Annotated in this window: 27 protein-coding genes; 12 read left to right on the forward strand and 15 right to left on the reverse strand. The window is 66.9% G+C overall.

Annotated elements, in window-relative coordinates; all coding sequences use genetic code 11:
* Positions 1 to 139 precede the first annotated feature (139 nt).
* Both ACQPYS_RS26295 and ACQPYS_RS26300 read left to right on the forward strand, forming a co-directional pair.
* Complete coding sequence (locus tag ACQPYS_RS26295) at positions 140 to 2,491, forward strand: arylsulfatase (protein ID WP_433491120.1); 2,352 nt, start codon at positions 140 to 142, stop codon at positions 2,489 to 2,491.
* A 47-nt stretch (positions 2,492 to 2,538) separates the two neighbouring features.
* Positions 2,539 to 3,438 (forward strand): formylglycine-generating enzyme family protein, encoded by a 900-nt coding sequence (locus tag ACQPYS_RS26300; protein ID WP_433493138.1) that lies wholly within the window; start codon positions 2,539 to 2,541, stop codon positions 3,436 to 3,438.
* A gap of 158 nt (positions 3,439 to 3,596) precedes the next feature.
* Here the strand turns inward: ACQPYS_RS26300 and ACQPYS_RS26305 are convergent, their stop codons facing one another.
* The 9 genes from ACQPYS_RS26305 to ACQPYS_RS26345 all read right to left on the reverse strand — a co-directional run bounded on the left by ACQPYS_RS26305 (position 3,597) and on the right by ACQPYS_RS26345 (position 11,292).
* Positions 3,597 to 3,995 (reverse strand): PIN domain-containing protein, encoded by a 399-nt coding sequence (locus tag ACQPYS_RS26305; protein ID WP_431941203.1) that lies wholly within the window; start codon positions 3,993 to 3,995, stop codon positions 3,597 to 3,599.
* On the reverse strand, positions 3,980 to 4,243 hold the full coding sequence (locus tag ACQPYS_RS26310; RefSeq protein ID WP_431941204.1) for a type II toxin-antitoxin system Phd/YefM family antitoxin: 264 nt from the start codon (positions 4,241 to 4,243) through the stop codon (positions 3,980 to 3,982). The genes ACQPYS_RS26305 and ACQPYS_RS26310 overlap by 16 nt, the downstream gene beginning before the upstream one ends.
* A gap of 117 nt (positions 4,244 to 4,360) precedes the next feature.
* Positions 4,361 to 5,551 (reverse strand): elongation factor Tu, encoded by a 1,191-nt coding sequence (gene tuf, locus ACQPYS_RS26315; protein ID WP_063041877.1) that lies wholly within the window; start codon positions 5,549 to 5,551, stop codon positions 4,361 to 4,363.
* 85 nt (positions 5,552 to 5,636) lie between these two features.
* The gene (gene fusA, locus ACQPYS_RS26320) at positions 5,637 to 7,739 is read right to left on the reverse strand and encodes an elongation factor G (protein ID WP_063041879.1); all 2,103 of its coding nucleotides are present in this window, start codon (positions 7,737 to 7,739) and stop codon (positions 5,637 to 5,639) included.
* Positions 7,740 to 7,865: 126 nt separating this feature from the next.
* Positions 7,866 to 8,336, reverse strand: a complete 471-nt coding sequence (gene rpsG / locus ACQPYS_RS26325; RefSeq protein WP_030525248.1) for a 30S ribosomal protein S7 — start codon at positions 8,334 to 8,336, stop codon at positions 7,866 to 7,868.
* Position 8,337: 1 nt separating this feature from the next.
* Positions 8,338 to 8,712 carry a 30S ribosomal protein S12 gene (gene rpsL, locus ACQPYS_RS26330; protein WP_063041881.1) on the reverse strand — a complete coding sequence of 125 codons (375 nt, stop codon included), beginning with the start codon at positions 8,710 to 8,712 and terminating at the stop codon, positions 8,338 to 8,340.
* Positions 8,713 to 9,120: 408 nt separating this feature from the next.
* Positions 9,121 to 9,675 carry a DUF3558 domain-containing protein gene (locus ACQPYS_RS26335; RefSeq protein WP_433491121.1) on the reverse strand — a complete coding sequence of 185 codons (555 nt, stop codon included), beginning with the start codon at positions 9,673 to 9,675 and terminating at the stop codon, positions 9,121 to 9,123.
* Between the two features lie 5 nt (positions 9,676 to 9,680).
* Entirely contained in the window at positions 9,681 to 10,211 is a 531-nt protein-coding gene (locus ACQPYS_RS26340; RefSeq protein ID WP_063041944.1) for a DUF3558 domain-containing protein, read from the reverse strand.
* Positions 10,212 to 10,317: 106 nt separating this feature from the next.
* On the reverse strand, positions 10,318 to 11,292 hold the full coding sequence (locus ACQPYS_RS26345; protein ID WP_433491122.1) for an NADPH:quinone oxidoreductase family protein: 975 nt from the start codon (positions 11,290 to 11,292) through the stop codon (positions 10,318 to 10,320).
* Between the two features lie 249 nt (positions 11,293 to 11,541).
* Here ACQPYS_RS26345 and ACQPYS_RS26350 point away from each other — a divergent pair, with 249 nt between their 5' ends.
* The 3 genes from ACQPYS_RS26350 to ACQPYS_RS26360 all read left to right on the forward strand — a co-directional run bounded on the left by ACQPYS_RS26350 (position 11,542) and on the right by ACQPYS_RS26360 (position 13,899).
* Positions 11,542 to 11,874: a type VII secretion target gene (locus ACQPYS_RS26350; RefSeq protein ID WP_433491123.1), complete on the forward strand. Its 333-nt coding sequence runs from the start codon at positions 11,542 to 11,544 to the stop codon at positions 11,872 to 11,874.
* The gene (locus tag ACQPYS_RS26355) at positions 11,871 to 13,001 is read left to right on the forward strand and encodes a transglycosylase SLT domain-containing protein (protein WP_433491124.1); all 1,131 of its coding nucleotides are present in this window, start codon (positions 11,871 to 11,873) and stop codon (positions 12,999 to 13,001) included. Before ACQPYS_RS26350 ends, ACQPYS_RS26355 begins: the two co-directional genes overlap by 4 nt.
* 127 nt (positions 13,002 to 13,128) lie before the next feature.
* On the forward strand, positions 13,129 to 13,899 hold the full coding sequence (locus ACQPYS_RS26360) for an acyl-[acyl-carrier-protein] thioesterase (protein WP_063041892.1): 771 nt from the start codon (positions 13,129 to 13,131) through the stop codon (positions 13,897 to 13,899).
* Between the two features lie 163 nt (positions 13,900 to 14,062).
* On the opposite strand, the gene ACQPYS_RS26365 is transcribed toward ACQPYS_RS26360, so the two are convergent.
* Positions 14,063 to 15,739: a 4Fe-4S binding protein gene (locus tag ACQPYS_RS26365; RefSeq protein ID WP_433491125.1), complete on the reverse strand. Its 1,677-nt coding sequence runs from the start codon at positions 15,737 to 15,739 to the stop codon at positions 14,063 to 14,065.
* A 176-nt stretch (positions 15,740 to 15,915) separates the two neighbouring features.
* Here ACQPYS_RS26365 and ACQPYS_RS26370 point away from each other — a divergent pair, with 176 nt between their 5' ends.
* Positions 15,916 to 16,407, forward strand: a complete 492-nt coding sequence (locus tag ACQPYS_RS26370) for a SixA phosphatase family protein (RefSeq protein ID WP_433491126.1) — start codon at positions 15,916 to 15,918, stop codon at positions 16,405 to 16,407.
* Positions 16,408 to 16,410: 3 nt separating this feature from the next.
* Here ACQPYS_RS26370 and ACQPYS_RS26375 read toward each other — a convergent pair whose 3' ends face one another.
* Entirely contained in the window at positions 16,411 to 16,611 is a 201-nt protein-coding gene (locus ACQPYS_RS26375) for a hypothetical protein (RefSeq protein WP_063041896.1), read from the reverse strand.
* A 200-nt stretch (positions 16,612 to 16,811) separates the two neighbouring features.
* On the opposite strand from ACQPYS_RS26375, the gene ACQPYS_RS26380 reads away from it, so the two are divergent.
* The 4 genes from ACQPYS_RS26380 to ACQPYS_RS26395 all read left to right on the forward strand — a co-directional run bounded on the left by ACQPYS_RS26380 (position 16,812) and on the right by ACQPYS_RS26395 (position 19,691).
* The gene (locus tag ACQPYS_RS26380; protein WP_063041898.1) at positions 16,812 to 17,114 is read left to right on the forward strand and encodes a GNAT family N-acetyltransferase; all 303 of its coding nucleotides are present in this window, start codon (positions 16,812 to 16,814) and stop codon (positions 17,112 to 17,114) included.
* Positions 17,107 to 18,090 carry a pirin family protein gene (locus ACQPYS_RS26385; protein WP_433491127.1) on the forward strand — a complete coding sequence of 328 codons (984 nt, stop codon included), beginning with the start codon at positions 17,107 to 17,109 and terminating at the stop codon, positions 18,088 to 18,090. The genes ACQPYS_RS26380 and ACQPYS_RS26385 overlap by 8 nt, the downstream gene beginning before the upstream one ends.
* A gap of 127 nt (positions 18,091 to 18,217) precedes the next feature.
* Complete coding sequence (locus ACQPYS_RS26390; protein ID WP_433491128.1) at positions 18,218 to 18,664, forward strand: MerR family transcriptional regulator; 447 nt, start codon at positions 18,218 to 18,220, stop codon at positions 18,662 to 18,664.
* Between the two features lie 16 nt (positions 18,665 to 18,680).
* A complete protein-coding gene (locus ACQPYS_RS26395) occupies positions 18,681 to 19,691 on the forward strand; it encodes an aldo/keto reductase (RefSeq protein ID WP_433491129.1) in 1,011 nt (336 codons plus the stop codon).
* Here ACQPYS_RS26395 and ACQPYS_RS26400 read toward each other — a convergent pair.
* Positions 19,652 to 20,542, reverse strand: coding sequence for a helix-turn-helix transcriptional regulator (locus ACQPYS_RS26400; RefSeq protein WP_063041904.1), 891 nt, complete (start codon positions 20,540 to 20,542; stop codon positions 19,652 to 19,654). The genes ACQPYS_RS26395 and ACQPYS_RS26400 overlap by 40 nt on opposite strands.
* A 101-nt stretch (positions 20,543 to 20,643) precedes the next feature.
* Here ACQPYS_RS26400 and ACQPYS_RS26405 point away from each other — a divergent pair, with 101 nt between their 5' ends.
* Positions 20,644 to 21,657: an aldo/keto reductase gene (locus tag ACQPYS_RS26405; RefSeq protein WP_433491130.1), complete on the forward strand. Its 1,014-nt coding sequence runs from the start codon at positions 20,644 to 20,646 to the stop codon at positions 21,655 to 21,657.
* 156 nt (positions 21,658 to 21,813) lie between these two features.
* Here ACQPYS_RS26405 and ACQPYS_RS26410 read toward each other — a convergent pair whose 3' ends face one another.
* From ACQPYS_RS26410 to ACQPYS_RS26420, 3 genes are all read right to left on the reverse strand, one after another.
* Positions 21,814 to 22,287, reverse strand: coding sequence for an SRPBCC family protein (locus ACQPYS_RS26410; protein ID WP_063041908.1), 474 nt, complete (start codon positions 22,285 to 22,287; stop codon positions 21,814 to 21,816).
* Positions 22,284 to 22,439 (reverse strand): hypothetical protein, encoded by a 156-nt coding sequence (locus tag ACQPYS_RS26415; protein ID WP_433491131.1) that lies wholly within the window; start codon positions 22,437 to 22,439, stop codon positions 22,284 to 22,286. The genes ACQPYS_RS26410 and ACQPYS_RS26415 overlap by 4 nt, the downstream gene beginning before the upstream one ends.
* A 176-nt stretch (positions 22,440 to 22,615) precedes the next feature.
* Positions 22,616 to 23,035, reverse strand: coding sequence for a VOC family protein (locus ACQPYS_RS26420; protein WP_433491132.1), 420 nt, complete (start codon positions 23,033 to 23,035; stop codon positions 22,616 to 22,618).
* Positions 23,036 to 23,122: 87 nt separating this feature from the next.
* Here ACQPYS_RS26420 and ACQPYS_RS26425 point away from each other — a divergent pair, with 87 nt between their 5' ends.
* Entirely contained in the window at positions 23,123 to 23,578 is a 456-nt protein-coding gene (locus ACQPYS_RS26425) for a MarR family winged helix-turn-helix transcriptional regulator (RefSeq protein ID WP_433491133.1), read from the forward strand.
* Positions 23,579 to 23,603: the final 25 nt, after the last annotated feature.

Raw genomic sequence — 23,603 nt, forward strand, 5'->3', positions numbered from 1 at the left:
CGGGGGGCCGATAGTCTTGCGCAGGTCTATCGGTATCCGAGGACAGCCGCGCAGATCTGCTATCGACGCGATAATTCGCCCGGGTCATGAGGACCTCGGTGGTACGCACTGTTTGCCCATCACCGTCTTGGAGGTGGTCATGTCCGAGCAGTTCCGAGGACGTATCGCACTCGATATCCGTGATTCGGTCGCCGACTGGGCGCCATATATAGAGCCCAACGCACCGCAGGACGCACCCAACGTGCTCTACCTGGTGTGGGACGATATCGGCATCGGCACCTGGGACTGCTACGGCGGTCTGGTCGAGATGCCGAATATGCGCCGGATCGCCGACCGCGGAATCCAATTCACGCAATTCCACACGACCGCGCTGTGCTCGCCGAGCCGGGCCTCGCTGCTCACCGGCCGGAACGCGACATCGGTGGGTATGGCGACCATCGAAGAATTCACCGACGGATTTCCCAGTATGTCCGGCCGGATTCCGGCAGAGACGGCGCTGTGCTCCGAGGTCCTGTCCGAGCGGGGCTGGAACACCTATGCGGTCGGCAAATGGCATCTGACTCCACTGGAGGAAGAAAATCTCGCCGCCTCGAAGCGGAATTGGCCGCTGGGGCGCGGTTTCGAGAGGTTCTACGGTTTCCTCGGCGGCGAAGCCGACCAGTGGTATCCGAGCCTCGTCTACGACAACCATCCGATCTCCCCGCCCTACGCCCCGGAGGACGGCTATCACTTGTCCAGGGATCTCACGGACAGATCCATCGAGTTCATCCGCGATTCGAAGGTGATCGCCCCCGCCAAGCCCTGGTTTCTCTATCTGAGTCCCGGCTGCGGCCATGCCCCACACCACGCGCCCGCGGAATGGGCCGACCGGTACCGCGGACGCTTCGATATGGGTTACGAGAAATACCGCGAAACCGTCCTGGACAACCAGAAGCGTATGGGGCTGGTGCCGGAGAACACCGAGCTCTCGCCCATGAATCCGTACTCGTCCGCGACGAGCGCGGACGGCATACCGTGGCCGGCATTGGACACGGTGCGACCGTGGGATTCGCTGTCGGAGGACGAGAAGCGCTTGTTCCGGAGGCAGGCCGAGGTATTCGCCGGGTATCTCTCCTACACCGATGATCGGATCGGCCGGTTGTTGGACTACCTCGAGGAAAGCGGTCAGCTGGACAATACGATCATTGTCGTCCTGTCGGACAACGGGGCCAGCGGCGAAGGCGGCCCGAACGGCTCGGCCAACGAGATGAAGTTCTTCAACGGCTATATCGACACCACCGACGACAGCCTGGCGCGCCTCGACGAACTCGGCTCGCCGACGACCTACAACCACTACAGCATCGGCTGGGCAATGGCGTTCAACACCCCGTACAAGCTGTACAAGCGCTACGCCTCGCACGAGGGCGGTATCGCCGACCCGTGCCTGGTGTCCTGGCCCGCCGGAATATCGGCCCGGGGCGAACTACGCCACCAGTACCTCAATGTCTGCGATATCACGCCGACGGTGTACGAGCTACTCGGCATCACACCACCGGAAACGGTCCGCAACGTGCCGCAGCGGCCCCTCGAGGGCGTGAGCTTCCGAGCCCTGCTCGACGACCCGGACGCCGACACCGGCAAGCACACGCAGTTCTATTCGATGCTGGGCACGCGCGGAATCTGGCATCGCGGCTGGTTCGCCGACACCGTGCACGCGGCCTGCCCGTCCGGCTGGGGGAAATTCGATACCGACCGCTGGGAGCTGTTCCATCTCGAGAACGATCGCAGCCAGCTGCGCGATCTCGCCGAAGAGCACCCGGAGAAGCTGGCGGAGTTGAAAGCGCTGTGGTTCGCCGAAGCGGAGAAGTACAACGGTATGCCGCTCAACGACCTCGACGTCGTATCCATGATGACGCGTGACCGCCCCACCTACGGCAAAGCACGGGATCAGGTGGCCTACTACCCCGGCACGGCAGAGGTGGGACCCGGCGCGGCCCTGGAGATCAGTGGCCGGTCGTTCGCATTGCTCGCCGAGACGACGATCACTGACACGGCAGCCGCGGGGGTGCTGTTCGCCCACGGCGGGCGGCTCGGCGGGCACACTTTGTTCCTGGAGAACGGAATCCTCCACTATCTCTACAACTTCCTCGGCGAAGAGGACCAGGTCATCGTCGCCGATCGTCCGGTACCGGCCGGTGATCACATTCTCGGAGTGCGCTACGAGCGGCGCGGAACACGCTCGGACAACTTCACCCCCACCGGCGAGGCCGTTCTCTATATCGACGAGGAGCCGGTGGGTTCGTTCGCCGATATGCGCATTCAACCCACCGTGTTCTCCGGTGTCGGCGAGGGGGTTCGCGTCGGGCGGGACGGCGGCCGGCCGATGACCACACGCTATCGGGCTCCGTTTCCGTTCACCGGTGGCATCGTGCACAAGGTCGTCGCGGATGTGAGCGGAAAACCGTATCAGGACCTGGAATTGACTGTGGCCTCGGCATTCTCACGCGATTGAGGAGCCAGGATCCGGCCGCCAAGCCCGGCACCGAGACCCGCCGCGGGATGCTCCGTATTCCCGGCGGTGAGTTCGCGATGGGATCCGCGGATTTCTTCCCCGAGGAGCGGCCCGTCCATCGGGTGCAGGTGAATCCCTTCTGGATCGACGCGCACCCGGTGACCAACGCCGCATTCCGGCGTTTCGTCAAGCAGACCGGGTACGTGACCGTCGCGGAGACCGCCCCGGCGGCCGAGGACTATCCGGAGGCGGATCCCGGAAGCCTGGTCGCCGGGGCATTGGTGTTCCGACCTACCTCGCGGCCTGTGCCGCTGGACAACTGGCAACGCTGGTGGCGTTATGTTCCCGGCGCGAATTGGCGCCGGCCACAGGGGCCCGGCAGCACGCTGGAAGGTCTCGACCGGCACCCCGTGACCCAGGTGGCATACGCCGATGCCGCGGCATACGCGGCCTGGGCGGGTAAACAGCTGCCGACGGAAGCAGAGTGGGAGTACGCGGCCCGTGGCGGGCTGGACTCGGCCGCCTACATCTGGGGCGAGGAACCGGAACCCACCGGCCGGCGCATGGCCAATATCTGGACCGGCGAATTCCCCTGGCAATTTTATCCCGGCCGCGGGCAGAAACCTGTCCCCGGCACCACCGCGGTCGGCACCTATGCGCCCAACGGGTACGGCCTGTCCGATATGGCCGGCAATGTCTGGGAGTGGACCGGCGACCGCTACCGGAACGCACACACCCGGCCGTCCTGCTGCGCCCCAGGCAATCCCCACCTCGACCGGCCCGATCCGGATACCGCACGGCGGTTTCCCCGGCACGTCGTAAAAGGCGGCTCCTACCTGTGCTCCGCGAACTACTGCCTACGCTACCGGCCCGCCGCCCGGCAGGGACAGACCGAGGACACCGCCACATGCCACCTCAGCTTCCGGTGCGTGGTGCGTGAACTGTGACCGGCATTCCAGACGAGTACTGCGCCGCTCTTTTCGGAGCGACGCCGTTCGCAGCGATTCCGCGAATCACTCGAGATCTTCATGACGCGACCGGCGCCGACGGTCGGCCACCCTCGCGGATCCTGAAGCGCAGACCCTCGCCCATGCCCGGCCCGGCATCATGGCGTTATCGCTGTGACGCCATCGAGATCGCCGAACTTCGCCTTCGTATCGAGGGAAACGACGGTACGACCGGTTTCCGCGGCATGCGCGGCGATGATCAGATCGTGTGCGCCGCGAGGTCTACCCGATCGCCGCACCTGTGCCAGGAGCTGGGCGTGACGAGTGGCTGTGGCGTCGGTGTACTCGAGGATATCGAGGTCGGCCAGCAGCAAGGCGAGTCGACGGGAGCGTTGAGCCGCGCGCTCGGCGGTGTCGGCCAGTTCGATGCCGACCCGGAACTCCGCGACGGTTACCGCGGCTATCGCGAGATCGTCGTCGTCGTAAGCGGTACGGTCGATCGTTCCACGCTCATAAGCGATCAGAACACCCGTGTCGAGAATCAAGCGCCTGCCCACGGGTCCTCCATATCGTCGGACACCATGGCAAGCCCCGCCGCGATATCGGCTGCGTAGTCGTCGTCGAACGGTGGTGCGTCGGATTCCTCCAACGCGAGCCGCAACGAACGGCCCGTACTCGTCGCGGGCGGCGTCACGGTCGCCACGACCCGCCCATGCCGGACGATACGAATCGTCTCACCGTGCTCGGCACGGCTGAGCACGGCAGAGAAGTTGCGTGACGCCTCGGCCGCGGACATTGTCACCATGAATTCAGATTATCTGAATTGCAGGAGTAGGGCTACTTCTCGAGCTGGTTCCTACCATGCGAAACAAGAACGGCGCCGCTCCTTTCGGAGCGACGCCGTTCGCAGCGATTCAGCGAATCACTTGATGATCTTCGTGACGCGACCGGCGCCGACGGTGCGGCCACCCTCGCGGATCGCGAAGCGCAGACCCTCGTCCATGGCGACCGGCTGGATCAGCTTCACCGACATCTCGGTGTTGTCGCCGGGCATAACCATTTCGGTGCCCTCGGGCAGGGTCACAACGCCCGTCACGTCAGTGGTACGGAAGTAGAACTGCGGACGGTAGTTGTTGAAGAACGGGGTGTGACGACCACCCTCGTCCTTGGACAGGATGTAGGCCTGCCCCTCGAACTCGGTGTGCGGGGTGGTGGTGCCCGGCTTGATGACGACCTGGCCGCGCTCCACGTCCTCGCGCTTGATGCCACGGATCAGCAGACCCGCGTTGTCACCGGCCTGCGCGGTGTCCAGCATCTTGCGGAACATTTCGATACCGGTGATGGTGGTCTTGGTCTTCTCCGGGCGGATGCCGACGATCTCGACTTCCTCGTTGAGGTTGACCACACCGCGCTCCACACGACCGGTGACGACGGTGCCACGACCGGTGATGGTGAAGACGTCCTCGATCGGCATCAGGAACGGCTTGTCGGTCTCACGCACCGGGTCCGGGATGGACTCGTCGACCGCGTTCATCAGCTCGACGATGGATTCGCTCCACTTCTCGTCGCCTTCCAGCGCCTTCAGGCCGGAAACGCGCACCACGGGGGCGTCCTCGTCGAATTCCTGCGAAGCCAGCAGCTCGCGGACCTCCATCTCGACGAGCTCGAGGATCTCCTCGTCGTCGACCATGTCCGACTTGTTCAGCGCGACCAGGATGTAGGGCACGCCGACCTGACGGGCGAGCAGCACGTGCTCACGGGTCTGCGGCATCGGGCCGTCGGTGGCCGCGACCACCAGGATGGCGCCGTCCATCTGCGCCGCACCGGTGATCATGTTCTTGATGTAGTCGGCGTGACCGGGGGCGTCTACGTGGGCGTAGTGACGCTTCTCGGTCTGGTACTCGACGTGGGAGATGTTGATCGTGATACCACGAGCCTTCTCCTCCGGCGCCTTGTCGATCTGATCGAAGGCAAAGCTCTCGTTCAGATCCGGATACTTCTCCGCCAGCACCTTGGTGATCGCCGCGGTCAGCGTGGTCTTGCCGTGGTCGACGTGACCGATGGTGCCGATGTTGACGTGCGGCTTCGTCCGCTCGAACTTCGCCTTCGCCACTGTGGTGTCCTCCTGGACTTGTTGTTGCTTGCAGTTGCAGCAGTGCGGATTGATTTACAAGGGTCGTGCAGACGACCGGGCGATATTACTCGCCGGTCGCCTTGGCGATGATCTCCTTCGACACGTTGGCCGGAACCTCCGCGTACGAATCGAACACCATGGAGTAGTTCGCCCGGCCCTGGGTCTTCGACCGCAGGTCACCGATGTAACCGAACATCTCCGAGAGCGGAACCAGCGCCTTGACGACACGGGCACCACTGCGTTCCTCCATGGCCTGGATCTGGCCACGGCGGGAGTTCAGGTCGCCGATCACATCGCCCATGTAGTCCTCGGGCGTGATGACCTCGACCGCCATCAGCGGTTCGAGGATCACCGGACCGGCCTTACGGGCCGCTTCCTTCAGGGCCTGCGCGCCGGCGATCTTGAACGCCATCTCCGAGGAGTCGACGTCGTGGTACGCACCGTCGAGCAGGCTCACCTTCAGATTGACCAGCGGGTAACCGGCGAGCACACCGTACTGCATGGCGTCCTGCGCGCCCGCGTCGACCGAGGGGATGTATTCCTTCGGCACACGGCCACCGGTGACCTTGTTCTCGAACTCGTAGGTGGCGCCGTCTTCACCGACGAACGGCTCCAGCGCGATGATGACCTTCGCGAACTGACCCGACCCACCCGTCTGCTTCTTATGGGTGAATTCGAGCTTCTCCACCTTCTTGGTGATCGTCTCGCGGTAGGCCACCTGCGGCTTGCCGACGTTCGCCTCGACCTTGAATTCGCGCTTCATCCGGTCGACCAGGATGTCCAGGTGCAGCTCGCCCATACCGCCGATGACGGTCTGGCCGGTCTCCTGGTCCAGCTTCACCGTGAAGGTCGGGTCCTCTTCGGCGAGCTTCTGGATCGCGGTGCCCAGCTTCTCCTGGTCGGACTTGGTCTTGGGCTCGATGGAGACCTCGATGACCGGGTCCGGGAAGGTCATGGACTCCAGCACGATCTGGTTGTTCGGATCGCACAGGGTGTCACCGGTGGTGGTGTCCTTCAGGCCGATGACCGCGTAGATGTGGCCGGCGCCGACCTGGGGTACCGGGTTCTCCTTGTTGGAGTGCATCTGGAACAGCTTGCCCAGCCGCTCCTTCTTGCCCTTGGTCGCGTTGATGACCTGGGCACCGGAGTCGACCTTGCCCGAGTAGACGCGGACGTAGGTCAGCTTGCCGAAGAACGGGTGCACCGCGATCTTGAACGCCAGTGCCGCAAACGGCTCGTCGGCGCTCGGCTTACGGGTGATGACCTCGTCTTCCTTGCCGGGCACATGCCCCTGCACGGATTCGACATCCAGCGGCGAGGGCAGGTAGTCCACCACGGCGTCGAGCATGGGCTGCACGCCCTTGTTCTTGAACGCCGAACCACACAGCACCGGGTACAGCTCGGAATTGACCGTCAGCTTGCGGATGGCGCCCTTGATCTCGTCGATCGAGAGCTCTTCGCCACCGAAGAACTTCTCCAGCAGGGCCTCGTCGGACTCGGCGACCGTCTCCAGCAGTTCCTGGCGGTACTGCTCGGCCTTCTCGGCGAGGTCGGCCGGGATTTCCTGGACCTCGTACTTCTCACCGAGCTTGGTCTCGCCGGTCCAGACCTTCGCGTTCATCTCGACCAGGTCGACGATGCCCTCGAAGGAGTCCTCCGCACCGATCGGCAGCTGGATGACCAGCGGCTTGGCGCCGAGGCGGTCCTTGATGGTCTGCACGGTGAAGTAGAAGTCGGCACCGAGCTTATCCATCTTGTTGACGAAGCAGATCCGCGGCACGTCGTACTTGTCCGCCTGCCGCCACACCTGCTCGGACTGCGGTTCCACGCCCTCTTTGCCGTCGAAGACGGCCACGGCGCCATCGAGAACCCGCAGGCTGCGCTCCACCTCGACGGTGAAGTCCACGTGGCCCGGGGTATCGATGATGTTGATCTGATTCTGGTTCCAGAAGCAGGTCACCGCCGCGGAGGTGATGGTGATACCGCGCTCCTGCTCCTGCTCCATCCAGTCGGTGGTCGACGCCCCGTCATGGGTTTCGCCGATCTTGTAGTTCACACCGGTGTAGAAGAGGATGCGTTCGGTGGTAGTGGTTTTGCCCGCATCGATGTGGGCCATGATGCCGATGTTGCGGACCTTGTTCAGGTCGGTGAGCACGTCCTGTGCCACGGAAATCTTCCCCGCTCGTAGCTAGTTGGGATTCTCGCAGACGACCTCGCGATCGTCATATGTCGTCAAAGCGGAAGCAGAGCTTCCGTAAGCCTCCCGACCCCGGAGCGATGGGCCGGGCAGACATCACCAGCGATAGTGCGCGAAGGCCCGGTTGGATTCGGCCATCTTGTGAGTGTCCTCACGGCGCTTCACCGAGGCGCCCAGACCGTTGCTGGCATCGAGCAGTTCGTTGGCCAGACGCTCGATCATGGTCTTCTCACGGCGGGCCCGCGAGTAGTTGACCAGCCAGCGCAGCGCGAGAGTGTTGGACCGTCCGGGACGGACCTCGACCGGAACCTGATAGGTGGCGCCACCGACGCGGCGCGGCTTGACCTCGAGGGCGGGCTTGACGTTGTCCAGCGCGCGCTTGAGCGTGACGACGGGATCGGTGCCCGTCTTCTCGCGCGCCTGCTCCAGCGCACCGTAGACGATGCGTTCGGCAGTGGACTTCTTGCCGTCGAGCAGGATCTTGTTGACCAGCTGCGTCACCAGCGGCGACCCGTAGACCGGGTCGTTGATCAGCGGACGCTTGGGAGCGGGGCCCTTGCGAGGCATATCAGCTCTTCTCCTTCTTGGCGCCGTAACGGCTGCGGGCCTGCTTGCGGTTCTTCACACCCTGGGTATCGAGCGAGCCCCGGATGATCTTGTAACGCACACCCGGAAGGTCCTTCACACGACCGCCGCGCACGAGCACCATCGAGTGCTCCTGCAGGTTGTGGCCTTCACCGGGGATGTAAGCCGTGACCTCGACCGCGCTGGTCAGCTTCACACGCGCGACCTTCCGCAGCGCGGAGTTCGGCTTCTTGGGGGTGGTGGTGTACACGCGGGTGCACACGCCACGACGCTGCGGGCTCCCCTTGAGGGCCGCGGTCTTGGTCTTGGAGACCTTGTCGCGGCGACCCTTGCGGACCAGCTGGTTGATGGTTGGCATATACCGGCTTTCCTTTTATCGGTTATGGCGGTGTCAGGGCTGTTCATCGAGCTTTCACCCGCACGTCCAACCACGTTTCTCGCGTCCCGAGGTCGGGCGTGTCGCGCGCAGTTCAGCGCCCGATTTACAGGCACGCTGGAATCGTCAGCCGCTCTCGCTGGCCTACGTCTACGCTCGAACTTGCCCGTATCCTTCCGGGCACAGCGGTCCACTGTACTCGGGCGTGGTGAATAGGGTCAAAACCGGGGTGATGTTGTGATATGGCGGGCCGCTGTCGGCCCCTCGGATTCCGGCTCTCGGCCCTCCCCGGGCATTCTCGCGATCCCTTCTCAACCGCCGGACACCCGCCGCTTGTTCCCCGACCTGCCCGGATTCGCAGGGCGCGTACCGCGCCGCACATCGGAGCAGCTAACGGGCGATATTGAGCGTCAGCTCGAGCAATTTCTTGGCGGCGGCGCACGGGTCGGCCGTCCCGCCCGAGGAGTTCACCCACCAGCCGATCACCCCGGAATCGGCGGCACTCGCGGTCATCCCGCACGACCTCGGATCGTTCGGCCGCCGGATCTCCAGTGCGATCGTCCCCTGCACGGTGGTTTTGGTGCTGGTGTAACCGAGTTTGTCGTTGGTCGCCTGTTCGGTGCGCAACGACCCGTTCTCGTACCAGTTGAGCGTGAGCATTCCCGAGCCACCGCCGATATCCCACATGCAGACGGCCCCGAAGAACGAGTCGCTGATATAGGTGTTGCCGCCGAGCGCGTCGATGATCTGCTGGTCGGTCACCACATCGCATTCACGGAGCAGCTTGTCGATGTGGTCGGTATTCACCGATTCGCCGCCACCGACCGGTAGCGCGGTCCCTTCCACGGTAGTGCCGCAGCCGACACCGAGCACCGCGATCACCGGCAGGGCCAGTGCCGCGGCGGCGGTGCGCAGTCGCCGGTGGCGGGTTCGCAGACGTCGCATCCTCTTCACCCCAGCCGCTCGATGGTCAGTTCGGCCAGCGCTCGGCTGCGATCGCACGGATTGCCGCGGTCGGTACCGAACGAACCCAGCGAGGTCGACCATTCGAAGAAATCGTCGTCCAACTGGACCGCGAGATCGCAGATGGTGCCGGTGGGATCGAGTGCCGCGAAACCGTTCCGGCCGCCGACGGTGATCGGTTCCGGCGGCCGGCCGTGCGTGGTGACCCAGGCCTTCTCTCTTTCCAGCGGGCTACCGCGGTAGGAGGCGAAGGTGATCGAGGCACCGCCCAGTCCACCCGACTGCCAGTTGCAGCCGACCGCGTTCTTGTACGACTGGACGATCTGCCGCAGGCCCCCCAGGTCACGCACCTCGTTGTCGGTGACATGTCCGCATTCCCCCACGAACGGACCGAGCGCGGCCACCTTCGGCGCCGGACCGCGCGGCCCGTCGGCTTCCTCGGAGCCCTGGTCGGATCCGCAGCCCGTCAGAGCAAACGCCGCGGTTAACCCGAGGACTATCGCCGACCTGATCCGCATGCCGTGCACAATACCGACGAAAGATCGCTCCCGGCGGCGGTGCAGGTCGCCGATGGTTTGCGGCCGGGTGGTCCGGCCCGCGGCTCGCACCGCGGGCCGGAGGTATTCAGCGAACGGCGACCACGACTTTGCCGGTGGCGGCACGCTTTTCCAGCGAGGCCACCGCCTGCGCGGCCTGCTCCAGCGGGAACAGCACCGCCTGCGGCGCGGCGATCTTGCCGGCGGCGAACAGCGGCTCCACCTCGGCCCATTGCTCGGCCAGATATCCCGGGTGCGAGAGCATCCATTCACCCCAGCCCGCGCCGACGACCTCGACATTCTTCAGCAGCAGCCGGTTCACCTTCACCGTCGGGATATCGCCGCCGGTGAAGCCGACCACCAGCAGCCGGCCGCCGCGGGCCAGCGAGCGGATGCTGTCGGTGAAGCGATCGCCGCCCACCGGGTCGAGCACGATATCGACCCCGCGGTTGTCGGTGAGTTCTTTGACCCGGTCCAGCCAGCCGTCGGTGAGTACGACATCGGTGGCGCCGTGCGCACGAGCGATCTCGGCCTTCTCCTCGGTGCTCACCACCGCGATCACCCGGCCGGCGCCCAGTGCGCCCGCCAGCCGCAGGGTGGAGGTGCCGATCCCGCCGGCAGCGCCGTGGACCAGCACGGATTCACCTTCGGCGAGGCGGCCGCGGTTGCGCAGGCAGAAGTGCACGGTGAGATCGTTGAACAGGATTCCGGCGCCCGCCTCGAAGGAGATGTTGTCCGGGAGTTTGAAAACCATCTCGGCGGCGGTACTGGCGACTTCGGCCATGGCGCCGCCGAGCATGGTGAGGGCACAGACGCGGTCGCCGGGTTTCACATGCGATCCCGCGGGCGCCTCGCGCACCACACCCGCGACCTCGCCACCGACCACGAATGGCAGCTGGGGTTTCATCTGGTAGAGCCCGCGGGTCATCAGTACGTCGGGGAAGGCCACCCCGGCGGCGTGCACATCGATCACCACACCGCCGGGCAGCGGCTGCGGTTCCGGGATGTCGACGATCTCGATTGCCTCCGGTCCCCCGAGTTTGCTGACCTGAGCTGCGCGCATATGCCGACCTCTCTGTTCGCCGACCGGCGGTTATAGATACGCGCCAGTCGATATGTACCAATCCGCCCGTCCTCATCAACTTAATCGGCGCCACCGGCCCGAGTCCATCCCCGCCCGGGCCGGGCCGGGCCGCACCGGCGCGTACGAGCGACGGCGTCGACCGATCACCGCTGGTCGAGCACGCCTCGGGGAAAGCGTCGTTTTGTTAGGCTCGGCCACGAACAACGGGCGGGAATCCCTGGGGGACAGATGAACGAAGAGGCGAGCGCACCCGGTACCGCGGTCCGGGTCGATCCCGGGCTGCTGCGCGGCTTCGCCGGTCGGCTCGACACCGAGGCGGACGCCGTCACCGCACTCGACGCCGCCGGGGTGTTCGCCGCGGCGGCCACCGCACTACCCGGCACTGTTTTCGGCCCGCCCGCACAACGCGCCGCCGACCTCGCCGCCGACTGCCTGCGCCGGGTGAGCGACCGGCTCACCACCATCGCCGACACCCTGGGCACCAGCGCGGGCGACTACGAGATGACCGAAGCGGAGGTCACCGAGGCGCTCACCACCGTGGGAATGGAGACCTCGGTATGACCCTCACCCTCGGCAACGTAGAACAGTGGCAGACCGATCACCTCACCGCGGCCGCCACCCACGCGACCACCCTGGCCGGCCGGCTCGACCAGCTCACCGGCGGCGCGGTCACCGACACCCGGGCGATGAACTGGGCCGGGCCCGCCGGGGCCGCCGCTAATACTCGGATGGACACCGAACGGACCCGCACCGGAGCGGTGAGCGCGGCGCTGCTGAAACTCGATACCGCCCTGCGCGCCGAACTGACCAATCTGATCGAGGCCAGGAACAAGGCCCTGCGGTGGCGTGATACCGCTCGCGATACCGCACAACCACCGCTACCGGCATTCGAGGTCGCCGACGACGGCACCGTCAGCGCCCAGGCGCGGATCGACTACCTGCGCCGAGCCGCCGGAGATACCGCCGATTCCCCCGAGATGCAGCGCACCGAACTCGGTCAGCGACTCGTGGCGGCCTCGCATCAATGGCATCTCGTGAACGCCCTGAAAACCGCCGAGGACACCGCCGAGCGGGCCGCCAACCAGGTACAGCAGGCCGTCACCGAACTCGAGAACGCCTACGCCACCCTGGGCGAACCGGGCACCCCACCCGCCGCCGCGCCCACGGTCCCGGCCGCCACTGCGCCGCCGTCCACAGGCGACAATCCGCAGACCGCCGCCGGATACCCCACCACCAGCGGCTCGCCGACGAGTTCGCTGATGGGCGGCACCGCCACCGACAGCGGCGGCCCCGCGCTCTCCTCCGGCACCGCCCCCACCACCATGCCCACCGGGGACCGGGCCGAATGGATCGAGGAAGCCATCCGGGTGCTGCGCGAGAACGGCTACGACATCGACGATTCCGAGGCCGCCACCATCGCGCTGATCATCGAACGCGAATCCGGTGGCAATCCGAACGCGATCAATCTGTGGGACAGCAACGCCGCGGCCGGTATCCCGTCGAAGGGCCTCATGCAGACCATCGACCCGACCTTCAACTCCTATTCGCTGCCCGGTCACGGCGATATCTGGAACCCGGTGGACAACATCATCGCCGGTACGCGATACGCCATCGACCGGTACGGTTCGCTCGGCAATGTGCCAGGAGTGGTCGGGGTGTCCAACGGCACCGGCTACGTCGGATACTGACCGCCGCCACCCGCCGAGCACGGCGAACCGACGGCTCGGCGTGGCGCGGTGACACAGGCCCCGTAAAGTCGTCTCACAGGAAACACGTAGAAGTACCGCGGCCCAACCCGCCGCGCGAGGAGCACAAGTGTCACTCGATCAGCCGCTCGCCCCGCTTCCCCAGGAGGGCACGGGGTTCGCTACAGCGTGGCCGGTGCGAGCCGGCGACGTGGACCCGTACAACCGTGTGCGCCTCGACGGTGTCGCCCGCTACCTCCAGGACATCGCCTGGGAAGACCTCCAGCAGTCGATCCTGGAACAGAGCGACCCGAGCTGGATCATCCGGCGCACGGTCATCGACGTGGTCCGCCCGGTTTTTTGGCCCGACCACGTCCACCTGCGACGCTGGTGTTCGAGTATGTCCACCCGCTGGGCGAATATGCGAGTGCGCATCACCAGCGACCGGGGCGGTCTGATCGAAACCGAAGGTTTCTGGATCAATATCAACGAGTCGAACAATATGCCCGCCCGGATCAGCGATGCGGGCCTGGCCTACCTCGCCCGGACCACCGCCGAACAACGACTCCGCTGGCGCCCCTGGCTCACCGACCCCGCGCCACCCGAATCCGACACCGACCTGCCGTTCCCACTGCGGGCCACCGATATCGACCAGTACAACCATGTGAACAACACCTGCTACTGGCAGGCCGTCGAGCAGTATCTGGTCGACTACCCCAAACTGGTCAGTGGCCCGCACCGCGCGGTCATCGAATACGTTGCGCCGGTCCTGGCCCGGCAGCACATCAGCATCCGCAGCCGATACGAACCCGGAGACCGGACCACGGGCCGGCCGACCCTGCGCCTGTGGTTCGTGGTGGACGGGATCACCACCACGATCGTCCGTATCGCGCCGCTGTAGACCACGAGAACCGGCCGGGAGTCGGCGGTGGTGGCGGTGTACCGGGAAGCTCGGGGTCGGGGCGTCCGACCCCGAGCCTTTCGGTCGCGGCGAACGACCTGGAGGGGGCACGGACCCACTCCGCCGCGCGGCCCGGTAACCGGCCCGCCGCCGCGACTCGCCGTCAGCTACCGCCCTTGGCCGCCTGGAGCAGGTCGGCGAGGGTGGTGAATTTGACCCGAGGCCGGCCGGAGTCCTTGCCGGCGCCGCGTTCGGCCTGGTCGATGGCCTTCCAGCCGACGCGGTCCACCAGGTCCGGCTGGCGTTCCCGGACCAGGGCGCGCAATGCGTCCCGGTCGGCGGTCGGAGCGGCCAGCTTGCCGGCGATGAAGTCGGCGATCAGGCCCTCGACCGTTTCCTCGGAGTCGACCCGGTTGGAGCCGATGACACCGCGCGGGCCGCGTTTGATCCAGCCGCTCACGTACACCCCGGTGAGAGGCCGACCGTCGGCGCCTATCACGCGACCGTGTTCGTTGGGGACCACCGCGCGCTTGTCATCGAAGGGCAGGTCGGGGACCGGCCGTCCACGGTAGCCGATGGACCGCAGCACCAGCGACGCCGGGAGGCTACCGACCTCACCGGTGGGGCGGGCGTTGAGGATTCCGTCCTCTTCCACCAGTTCGTTGCGGGCGTACTCGAGTGCTTCGACCTTGTCGGTACCGGTGAGCGCCGTGGGGGCGGCCAGGTACTTGAACACGATCCGCTTGTTGCCCTCGGCCGGCGGTTTCGCGGCGAATTCCTCGGCGAGCGCGTACTTCAGTTTCAGCGAGGGTTCGACGTCCGGGTGGTCGAGCAGCGCCTGCGAGGCCGGATCGAGTTCCAGTTCGGCCGGGTCGATGACGATATCGACTCCGGACAGGTGCGCCAGCGCCAGGAACTCCGGTGAGGTGTAGGCGGCTTGCAGCGGACCCCGCCGGCCCAGCACCACGACCTCGCGAATATTGCTGCCGCGCAGGGCGGCCAGGGCGTGGTCGGCGATATCGGTTTTCGCCAGCTCGTCGGGATCCACGGTCAGCACGCGGGCGACATCGAGCGCGACATTGCCGTTGCCGACGATGACCGCCCGTTCGTCGGAGAGGTCGAAGACCCGGTCGGCGTAGTCGGGATGCCCGTTGTACCAGGCCACGAACTCGGTCGCGGAATGGCTGCCCGGCAGATCTTCGCCCGGGATACCCATCCGCCGATCCGAGGACGCGCCCACCGCGTAGAGAACCGCGTGATGATGGGCCAGCAGTTCCTCGTGGGTGATGTGCTTGCCGACCTCGACGTTCAGGTAGTACTGCAGGGTGTCGCGCCGGAATGCCGATTCGAACATGCCCGCGACCGTTTTGGTGCCGGGATGGTCGGGGGCCACCCCGGCGCGGACCAGGCCCCACGGCGTGGGCAGCCGGTCGAACATCTCCACCTGGACATCGCAGCGCCGCAACAGTTCGTCGGCCGCGTAGGCGGCCGCCGGGCCGGCGCCGACGATGGCGACCCGCAACGTACCCAGATCCTTGGGCGGCCGCACGGGGGTCGCGATCGGATCCAGGTTCGACTCCAGCGGATGCCGCTCGAACCAGGCCGCGTTGATCTCCCGGAAGCGGGCCAGCGACGCGGACAGATCGTCCTCGGAGAAGATGGCCTCCACCGGGCACGCGTCGACACAGGCGCCGCAGTCGATGCAGGTGTCGGGGTCGATGTAGAGCATTTCGGTCGTGGCGAATTCCGGCTGATCCGGAGTCGGGCGGATGCAGTCGACCGGGCACTCGGAAACGCAGCTCGCGTCGTTACAGCAACGCTGCGTGATTACGTAGGCCATATTTGTGCAGATCCTCGAGACTTATATGCGGGCTGGTGCCGTCCGGGTCGCGGGTGGCAGGGCGTGACGACTGAGCATGGACCGGGATCACCGGGCCTCCCTCCATTGTGACGCCGCTTTCAGTTTGCCTCGAGTGTGTTGTGGATCTCCGCACCGAGGGTGCCTACGGTGGAGCCATGGTTCGGACTCTGATCTTGATGCGGCACGGGAAATCGGCGTACCCGGCCGGAATCGAGGACCACGAGCGCCCGCTGGCGCCGCGCGGGAAGCGAGAGGCGGCATTGGCGAGCACCTGGCTGCGGGCGAACCAGCCGCCGATCGACGCGGTGCGTTGTTCCACCGCGACCCGTACCCGGGAAACGCTCACCGCCACCGGTATCACCGCGCCGGTCGCGTTCGAGTCCGGGATCTACGAGGCCACGACCGACTATCTGATCGAACTGGTCGGGCTCACCGACCCCGCTGTCTCCACCCTGCTCGTGATCGGGCACGCACCCGGTCTGCCGTGGACGGCGTGGGACCTCGCCGCCGCGCGCGATACCGAGGATGCCGTGCGGTTGAGCCGCAAGTTCCCCACGTCCGCGCTGGCGGTGCTGCGTATACCTGGCGCATGGGACCGGGTCGGCCCGGGTACGGGCGACTTGGTGGGCTTCCACGTACCGCGCTGACACTCAGCGCAGCAGTTTACCGCCGAACACCGCGCCGGCGCCGAGCACGACGAGCAGCAGGAACGCCGCCCAGCCGCCGATCAGCCACCAGACCAGACCGAACACCACCACGACCGGCGCCACCGCGATAGCGGTGATCACCGGGCTCTCCCGGACCGTGGCCCACGCCGAACGCGCCCGGACCCGGTCGATTTCCTTGGCCATCCTCCCAGGCTACGTGCCGGACCCCGGATGCGCTGGCACGTGCGCGTTCCGGCCGGTGACCCCCCTGGACAAACCCGGCCATGTGGCCCGTCGGAGCGCGGCGTCGGGTCTCGGACGGCTGAGTACGCTGGCGCTCGGCGGTACGGCCCCGGGTCGTGGCGCCATGCGCAGATAGCCCGACACGGAAAGGAGCCGCGGAGATGACCGAAGCGACCGAGCAGAGCAAGGTGGTGCGCAACCCCGGCGAGAACCGTTACGAGGTGTGGTACGGCGCCGAACTGGCCGGGTTCGCCGAGTACACCGAGCGCGGCGGGGAAACCGTCTTCACCCATACCGAGATCGGGCCGGAGTTCGGCGGTAAGGGGCTGGGCAGCCGGCTGGCCGAGTTCGCGATCTCCGACACCGTGGACCGCGGGCGCAAGATCCGGCCCGAGTGCCCGTTCATCCGGAGCTATCTGGAGAAGCATCCGCAGTACAACGAGCACGTGGTCGGCGGTGAGTGACCTCGATCCGCACCCCACCGAGACCCTGTGCGAGCCGGGGACCGGGCCGGGGCCGATAACGCGGCTGTATCCGGCCCGGGAAGTGCCGCTGGGCGGTGTGCGCGGCACCTATGTGGAACGGACCCTGCCGCAGCGCGAGCTGTCGACCGTCGGGGCCTGGTGTTTCCTGGACTATTTCGGCGCTCCGACGGTGACCGTCACCGACGCGCCGCCGGATATCGATCCGCATCCGCATATCGGCCTGCAGACCGTCACCTGGCCATTCGAGGGAATGATCCGGCACCGGGATTCGGTGCGCTCGGATGTGCGCATCGAACCCGGCCAGCTCAATCTGATGACCTCCGGGCGCGGGATCGCCCACTCGGAGTACACGGTGCCCGAGGCGCCCGCCGGGCGCGGGCTGCAGTTGTGGGTCGCGCTGCCGGAGGGGCACCGCGATATCGCGCCCCATTTCGAACAGCATCGGGATCTACCCGTCCGCACCGCCCCGGGTCTACGCGCGACCGTGCTGCTGGGTTCGCTGGCCGGGGTGACCTCGCCGGCGACGATCTACACCCCCTTGGTGGGAGCCGATATCGAGATCGATCCCGCGACCGCGGCCACGCTGCCACTGGAGCCGGAGTACGAGTACGCGCTGCTGGCGATCGAGGGCACGTTCACCGCCGCCGGGTGCGAGCTCACGCCGGGCCCGCTGCTGTATCTGGGCACCGGCCGCGACAGCCTCGACCTGTCCAGCGACTCCGGCGGCCGGTTCGCCTTGATCGGCGGGGAGCCGCTGGCGGAGGAACTGGTGATGTGGTGGAACTTCGTCGCGCGCGAGCACGCGGAGATCGTGGCGGCCCGCGCGGATTGGGAGTCGCACAACACCGAGCGTTTCGGTGATATCACCGGCCATACCCCGGACCAGCGCATTCCTGCGCCACCCATGCCCGGTGGGCAGTTGAAACCCCGGGCCCGGCGACCACACGGCAGCTGATCCGCCGAGCAATGCTTGCCTGGAGTGCACTCCAGGTGGATAACGTTGTCCTCGTTCGACGAGAGGATATCGAGCGCCACACGGAAAGCATTGTGGTGCAGTATTTTCGGCAAGGAGAGTAGGCGGCGTGAGTATCTCCGACCCCGGCCCGGACCTCACCGATCCGGCTCGGGAACTTCCCCGGCATTCGATCGGGGCGGCGGCCCGGCACTGCGGCCTGAGCCAGGACACGCTGCGCTGGTACGAGCGCATCGGCCTACTGGCGCATATCGGCCGCGACCACACCGGCAAACGCCGGTTCAGCGACCGCGACCTGGACTGGCTGACGCTGATCACCCGTTTGCGTACCACCGGTATGACGGTGGCGGACATGATCCGCTACGCCGAACTGGTCCGCGCCGGCTCGAGCACCATCCCCGAACGGCTCGCGATGTTCCGCAAGACCCGCGCCGACGTCCTCGAACGTATCGCCGAACTCGAACAAACCGTGGCGGTGCTGGATCACAAGATCTCGCTCTACGAGCAGCACGTCCCCGGCGACGCCACCCGGTCACCCGATAACGCAGCATCGTGAAGGGATATCCGAGACCATGACCGAAGTACTGCCGACCGCCCCGCTGGGCACCACCGGAATCCGGGTGGGTGTCCAAGGGCTGGGCTGCATGGGTATGAGCGAGTTCTACGGCCCCACCGACCGCGCGGAATCCCGCGCGACCCTGGACCGCGCCCTCGAACTCGGCATCACCCTGTTCGACACCGCCGATATCTACGGTTCCGGCGACAACGAGGAATTCCTGAGCGATTTCGTCCGCGCGAACCGGGACCGGATCGTGCTGGCCACCAAGTTCGCGATCGTCCGCCGGGCCGACGACCCGCACTATCGCGGCATCGACAACTCCCCCGACTACATCCGGCAGGCCGTCGACGCCAGCCTGCGCCGCCTCGGCACCGACACCATCGACCTGTACTACATGCACCGACGCGATCCCGGGGTACCGATCGAGGACAGCGTGGGGGCGATGGCGGAGCTGGTGCGCGCGGGCAAGGTGCGCGCGCTCGGCTTGTCCGAGGTCACCGGGGCGGAACTGCGCGCCGCGCACGCGGTCCATCCGATCGCGGCGGTGCAGTCGGAGTGGTCGCTGTTCTCTCGCGACGTCGAGCGCACGGCGGTTCCCGCCGCCGCCGAACTGGGTGTCACCTTCGTGCCCTATTCACCGCTGGGCCGGGGTTTCCTCACCGGCGCCCTGCCCGGCACCGACGACCTGAGCGACAGCGATTTCCGGCGACAGATGCCGCGTTTCACCGGCGACAATGCCGCGCACAACGCCGCCCTTCTCGCACCGCTGCACGCTATCGCGCAAGCGCGCGAACTCACGCCCGCCCAGATCGCGCTGGCCTGGGTGCAGTCGCGAGGACAGGTGCACGGGCTGCCGGTGGTACCCATTCCCGGCACCCGCCGCCGGACCCGGCTCGCGGAGAACGCCGCCGCGGCCGCGGTCACCCTGACCGCCGCGGAACTGGATCGGCTGGAGCCGATCGCCGCGCAGGTGGCCGGACCGCGCTACGCCGATATGTCGTTCACCTCGGCCGGTCGCGAGTAGGACGGCTGCTCCGGCTCCCCCAGCCGCTGGTTGCCGATGACGCGCAGCAGTTCCATCTTCTCCGCGGCATCGGTACCCGGCAGTGGCCAGTAGATGAGCAACCGCTGGGTGGCGCTGGGGGTCAGCATGGTCTCGCAGAACATGTCGATCACGCCGACCTCCGGGTGCACCGCGCTCTTGGTATCGGAGTGCCGGACCGCCACCTCGTGTTCGTTCCAGAGCCGCTCGAACTCCGGACTGTTCGCGCGCAGCGCGCCGATGAACTCGATGACGTCGGGATCCTTCGGCCGGCGCGCGGCGGTCGCCCGCAGATCGGCCACCTGCCGGCGGGCGAGCCCGTCGGTGTCCTGTACCCGGGCGAGCGCGCGGGCTTCCGGTTCGGTGAACCACCGCCAGGCGTAGAACCGGCCCCAGCCCTGCTGTTCGGCCTGATCGCCGAACAGCAGAGTGTGCATCCGGTTCTGCACCAGGCATTCGCCGAGGTCCGTGATGACCGCCGCCGGGATATCGTCCAGTTTCGCGAGTACGTGCATCAGTCCCGGCCCGACGTGCTTATCGGTCCGGCTGCCGCCGGGCGGCGCGTGTTCGCACAGGAGATAGATGTGATCGCGTTCGTCGGCGGTACAGCGCAGCGCACGGGTCAGGGCGGCGAGCACCTGGGTCGATGGCCGGGGGCCGCGCGCCTGCTCCAGCCGCGTGTAGTAGTCGGTGGAGATCCCGGCCAGCTGCGCCACTTCGTCACGGCGCAGGCCCGGGGTGCGGCGGCGGGTTCCCGGCGGCAGGCCGACCGACTCGGGAGTCAACTGCTCCCGGCGGCGACGGAGAAAATCGGCGAGTTCGCTGCGATCCATACCTCCACTGTCGCGCACCGCCGCGCGGTCGGCCAGGGATCGCCGCTCCCCCGATAAAGCGTCTCTGCCACGGGCGCGCCCCGTCCACCACCGTGGTCGGTATGACGAATACACAGATCGCGGTCGCACAACTCGGCAGCACCGGGCCGACGGTCGGGCGGATCGGTCTCGGCGCGATGGGAATGTCGGGATCCTACGGCCCCGCCGACGAGACCGAATCGACGGCCACCGTGCACGCCGCACTCGATTCCGGCGCCCGACTCGTCGATACCGGCGATTTCTACGGTATGGGCCACAACGAGTTGCTGGTGGGTCGGGCCATCGCCGACCGTCCGCGGGAGGAGACGATCCTCAGCGTGAAGTTCGGCGGCATGATCGGACCGGATGGCAGCTGGCAAGGGTTCGACAACCGTCCGGCGGCACTGCGCAACTTCCTGAGCTACAGTCTGCGCCGACTCGGGGTCGAGCATGTCGACATCTACCGCCCGGCACGGCTGGACCCGGCGGTACCGATCGAGGACACCGTGGGCGCCATCGCCGAACTCGTCGACGCGGGGTATGTGCGGTATATCGGCCTGTCCGAGGTGGGCGCCGAAACCCTGCGCCGGGCGGCGGCGGTACACCCGATCGCCGACCTGCAGATCGAGTACTCGCTGTTCTCCCGCGGAATCGAAACCGAGATCCTGCCCGTCTGCCGCGAACTCGGCATCGGCATCACCGCCTACGCTGTGCTCTCACGGGGCCTGCTCAGCGATACCGCGCCCGGCCGCACCGCCGGTTTCCGTCCGGCCGATTACCGCGCCCACACCCCGCGTTTCCAGGGCGACAACCTCACCGCGAACCTGGAACTGGTCGGAGCGCTGGCCGCGCTGGCGCGGGACAAGGGCGTTTCCACCGCCCAGCTGGCCATCTCCTGGGTACTGAGCCGCGGCGACGATATCGTTCCGCTGATCGGGGCGCGCACCCGCACCCGCTGGTCGGAGGCCCTCGGCGCGCTCGATATAGCTCTCACCGCGGCCGATGTCGCCGCGATCGAGGCCGCGGCTCCGGCCGCGGCGGTAGCGGGTGGCCGGTACGCGGAGGCGCAGATGAGCGCACTCGACAGCGAGAGCTGAACCCGGCCGAGCGGGAAAGGGACCCGATCGGGCAAGAGCACCTCACCTCGAACAACCGGCCGACGCCGGAGCGGAGCCCCGCACCCGACCCGGATCGGTTGGCCGACACGCCTCGTCGCGGGCCCCGGCGGACGGCCGGGGCCTGCGACGAGGGACTCATTTCGCCAGCAGTGCGTCCAGCGCCCGGTAGCTGGCATTGAGCCCGTCGGCCATCCCGGATTGCAGCATGCCGTCCCGCTCCTCCGGAGTATGGAATTGGCTGACCGTGACCACCCGGGTCCGCCCGTCACCCAGATCCTCGAAGGTTGCGGTGTCGATGGCGACGTGTGCGGGCATCCCGTCCCATTCGAAGGACTGCACGATCCGCTCCTGCGGCACGATCTCGCGGATCCGTCCTTCGAACCCGTGCGACTGCCCGTCGGCCTCTTCGACGAACCGCCAGTGTCCGCCGACCCGGAACTCCCAGCGCTCGACATCGATTCGATTGCCCCGGCCCCACCATTGGGTGAGTTGTTCAAGGCGGGTGTAGGCGTCCCACACCCGTTCGCGCGGGGCGTCGAAAACCCGCTCGATCCTGATCTCGCGATCCGCGGCCGCGGTGACGACGGCTTCTCCGGTGGCAGTGCTCATGGTTTGTGCTCCGTTCCTTGCAGGAATTCGCCGCGACGGTCCATACGTGCCTCCAGCATCTGCCGGTAGACCTTCAGCCAGGCCACCTCACTCGGAAAACATCGGGCCCGACCCGGCAGTACCGGATCCGGCCCTGTTTCCCGTGACACCATGCCCGCGTCCTCTAGCAACCGGATGCTTCTTGATGCCGGTGAGGGTCATCGAGAAGTCCTGCGCCAGCTCGCTGACGGTGGCCGGGCACAGCCGAGTAGCTCGAGGATGCCCCGCCGGGTGGGGTCCGCGAGCGCCCCGGAGGAAGCGTCCATGGACTCATACTGAACCATCTAGTTCAGAATTGATCGCCCGGCGCGCCCTGCCAACCGGCGACGCTGAATATTTCGTAGCTGTGCCCTTCCGGCGATCGGACGTACACACCGCGGCCGCCGCTCAGATGGTTGATTTCCCGGTCCCAGCCGTTCTCGGGCCCGGACCCGTACTCGACCCCGGGCCATCGCGCCAGCCTTCGCAGCACCGCGTCGAAGGTGACCTCGTCCACCTGGAAGCCGTAATGACCCGGCTCGACCCGGCCGCGATCGTCGAAATCGAAGGTCAGATCCTCGTTCACCCGCACCGGCACGAACGGGGCGGCCGGATCACCCACCGCCAACCCCATGAGTTCGGCGAAGAACCTCGCCCCCGCCGCACGATCCGACACCGGGACGATGGTGTGGTCGAGCACGATGCGCGGGGCGCTATTCGGACCGGACATGGGACCCCTCCTCTCAATTGCATGCATTACACATATAATTTACATGCACATCACACATAAATTCTCGAAGAGGATAGATTGGTCCATATGAGCGGCAGCTCCACCCCCGCAGACGGCGGGCCCGCCCTGTTCCGCCTGGTCCGGTTCTGGTCCCGGCGCTGGATACAGCGCGCCGCCGGGGGCGCGGAGCTGGGCAACGCCCAGCACGTCCAGGTCGTGGAGGCGGTGGCAGGTGCCGCCGAGGCCCCCGCCGAGGCGACCATCACCGCGGTCGCCCACCAGCTCGGTCTCGATCATTCCGGAGCCAGCCGGATGGTCCGTGACGCCACCACCGCCGGTTACCTCTCACGCCGCGAATCCGACCTGGACCGGCGCCGCACCGCCCTGCACCTCACCCCGGCAGGTACCCGCCTGCTGGCCGACGCGCACAATTGGCAACGGCAGGTATTCGACCGGCTCACCGGCGATTGGTCCCCCGCCGACCGCCGCCGGTTCGCCGGCTACCTCCAGCGGCTGGCCGACGAACTACCGCACAACCAATGAGAACCGGTCGGGCGGCGGTCCCGGA

Origin of the sequence: Nocardia grenadensis (assembly GCF_050942415.1) — a bacterium.
Classification (GTDB): Bacteria; Actinomycetota; Actinomycetes; order Mycobacteriales; family Mycobacteriaceae; genus Nocardia; species Nocardia grenadensis.

Bases quoted from the DNA above. Each gene is read 5' to 3' on its own strand.
- ACQPYS_RS26410 (WP_063041908.1), bottom strand. From the start codon at position 22,287: ATGAGCACTGCCACCGGAGAAGCCGTCGTCACCGCGGCCGCGGATCGC.
- ACQPYS_RS26425 (WP_433491133.1), top strand. From the start codon at position 23,123: ATGAGCGGCAGCTCCACCCCCGCAGACGGCGGGCCCGCCCTGTTCCGC.
- ACQPYS_RS26295 (WP_433491120.1), top strand. From the start codon at position 140: ATGTCCGAGCAGTTCCGAGGACGTATCGCACTCGATATCCGTGATTCG.
- ACQPYS_RS26345 (WP_433491122.1), bottom strand. From the start codon at position 11,292: ATGCGCGCAGCTCAGGTCAGCAAACTCGGGGGACCGGAGGCAATCGAG.
- ACQPYS_RS26395 (WP_433491129.1), top strand. From the start codon at position 18,681: ATGACCGAAGTACTGCCGACCGCCCCGCTGGGCACCACCGGAATCCGG.
- ACQPYS_RS26350 (WP_433491123.1), top strand. From the start codon at position 11,542: ATGAACGAAGAGGCGAGCGCACCCGGTACCGCGGTCCGGGTCGATCCC.
- ACQPYS_RS26380 (WP_063041898.1), top strand. From the start codon at position 16,812: ATGACCGAAGCGACCGAGCAGAGCAAGGTGGTGCGCAACCCCGGCGAG.
- ACQPYS_RS26375 (WP_063041896.1), bottom strand. From the start codon at position 16,611: ATGGCCAAGGAAATCGACCGGGTCCGGGCGCGTTCGGCGTGGGCCACG.
- ACQPYS_RS26415 (WP_433491131.1), bottom strand. From the start codon at position 22,439: ATGGTGTCACGGGAAACAGGGCCGGATCCGGTACTGCCGGGTCGGGCC.
- ACQPYS_RS26405 (WP_433491130.1), top strand. From the start codon at position 20,644: ATGACGAATACACAGATCGCGGTCGCACAACTCGGCAGCACCGGGCCG.
- ACQPYS_RS26355 (WP_433491124.1), top strand. From the start codon at position 11,871: ATGACCCTCACCCTCGGCAACGTAGAACAGTGGCAGACCGATCACCTC.
- ACQPYS_RS26310 (WP_431941204.1), bottom strand. From the start codon at position 4,243: ATGGTGACAATGTCCGCGGCCGAGGCGTCACGCAACTTCTCTGCCGTG.
- ACQPYS_RS26335 (WP_433491121.1), bottom strand. From the start codon at position 9,675: ATGCGACGTCTGCGAACCCGCCACCGGCGACTGCGCACCGCCGCCGCG.
- ACQPYS_RS26300 (WP_433493138.1), top strand. From the start codon at position 2,539: ATGCTCCGTATTCCCGGCGGTGAGTTCGCGATGGGATCCGCGGATTTC.
- ACQPYS_RS26370 (WP_433491126.1), top strand. From the start codon at position 15,916: ATGGTTCGGACTCTGATCTTGATGCGGCACGGGAAATCGGCGTACCCG.
- rpsG (WP_030525248.1), bottom strand. From the start codon at position 8,336: ATGCCTCGCAAGGGCCCCGCTCCCAAGCGTCCGCTGATCAACGACCCG.
- rpsL (WP_063041881.1), bottom strand. From the start codon at position 8,712: ATGCCAACCATCAACCAGCTGGTCCGCAAGGGTCGCCGCGACAAGGTC.
- ACQPYS_RS26420 (WP_433491132.1), bottom strand. From the start codon at position 23,035: ATGTCCGGTCCGAATAGCGCCCCGCGCATCGTGCTCGACCACACCATC.
- ACQPYS_RS26365 (WP_433491125.1), bottom strand. From the start codon at position 15,739: ATGGCCTACGTAATCACGCAGCGTTGCTGTAACGACGCGAGCTGCGTT.
- ACQPYS_RS26400 (WP_063041904.1), bottom strand. From the start codon at position 20,542: ATGGATCGCAGCGAACTCGCCGATTTTCTCCGTCGCCGCCGGGAGCAG.
- ACQPYS_RS26340 (WP_063041944.1), bottom strand. From the start codon at position 10,211: ATGCGGATCAGGTCGGCGATAGTCCTCGGGTTAACCGCGGCGTTTGCT.